1 protein-coding gene is annotated in these 1,275 nt (G+C 37.0%); it reads right to left on the bottom strand.

All coding sequences use genetic code 11. The features are described 5' to 3' along the window. Positions 1–38: 38 nt before the first annotated feature. Positions 39–1,241, bottom strand: a complete 1,203-nt coding sequence (locus CEF18_RS25610; RefSeq protein WP_110939328.1) for an IS110 family RNA-guided transposase — start codon at positions 1,239–1,241, stop codon at positions 39–41. Between the last annotated feature and the right edge of the window lie 34 nt (positions 1,242–1,275).

The following is a 1,275-nucleotide window of genomic DNA, read 5'->3' on the forward strand; positions in this document are numbered from 1 at the left end:
TATTGGAAGGTTTTGGATTAATTACTTAATTATATCCCTTAAGCTAAATCTAGGAAAGTCTCTTTTCTTTTCAAAAGAATGAAAATCCAATGAACCAGCTTATTAGTACAAGCAATCATAGCTACTTTGAAGGGTTTTCCTTCTTCTCGTTTGCGATCATAAAACTCTCTAAGCCGTTTATTGCGAGAACTACGAATCCCACAGAGGGCTCCCATATATAAGGCATGACGCAATCGACTGGATCCTCTCTTGCTAATCCGATTAATTGTTGCTGTGAACTTACCAGATGAATGAACGCTCGGATCAATACCAGAGAAGACCACTAGTTTTTTAGGATGATTAAACCGTTCGATCTCTCCGATTTCGGAAATTATCGTTGCCGCGATTTTCCCTCCTATTCCAGGGATCGATTGGATAATCTTATATTCTTCTATTTCTTCTGCCAGGGCATCTATTTGGTCATCTAACTTTGAAAGATGCTCTTGGTACTGGAGAAGCATTTGAATATACATTTGAAGACTAATCAAATGGCTCTGGTACAGAGTGTTTTTAAATGGATTGCGATGAGCTGCTTCAACCAACTTTTTCGCTCTATCCTTCGCCCAACGCTCTGATCTAGTTACACATTCACTTGCAATTTTATCTGATAGTCGATTTTCCCCAGCCTTCAAAACAGCTTCTGATGTACTAAACTCCAATAAGGTGTTCAGTGAAACTTTTGAAAATAAATCTCCAAAAACCCCTCTATACTCAGGAAATACCTGATCTAATATCGCATGGAATTGTAGTTTTGTTTGTACATAAATACCTGTCACTGTTTCGTGCTGCCTTGAGAGATTTCGTAGGTTCAGAAGTTGAATACCTCTTTGTTTATATGGCTCCAATTCTTCTTTATAGAAAAGCTCACATAAATTATAAGCATCTATCGCATCGGTCTTTACCTTCCGTAAACTTGATTTTTTTGCTTGATAAGATAGTAACGGATTGACCATAATGTAGAGGTAATCATTCTCCTCTAAGAACTGAACAAGTGATGTGTGATAATGACCTGTGGATTCAAATATTACTGTGGGTCTAACCCCAGTTTCACCCTCCACTTCTATCAAAAAACGAAGTAAATTCTCTAAACCATTATTGTTGTGCAATACACTAAAGCTTTTTTTATAAGGTTTTCTATTATCTAAAAAGGCTTGTACTTCACTTTCTCCTTTTGAAACATCCAGACCAATTACTGGATTCATTCTATCTCTTCCTCTCCTGTTTACTTACCAGTAC

Origin of the sequence: Salipaludibacillus neizhouensis, from assembly GCF_002886185.1 — a bacterium.
Taxonomy (GTDB): Bacteria; Bacillota; Bacilli; order Bacillales; family Salisediminibacteriaceae; genus Salipaludibacillus; species Salipaludibacillus neizhouensis.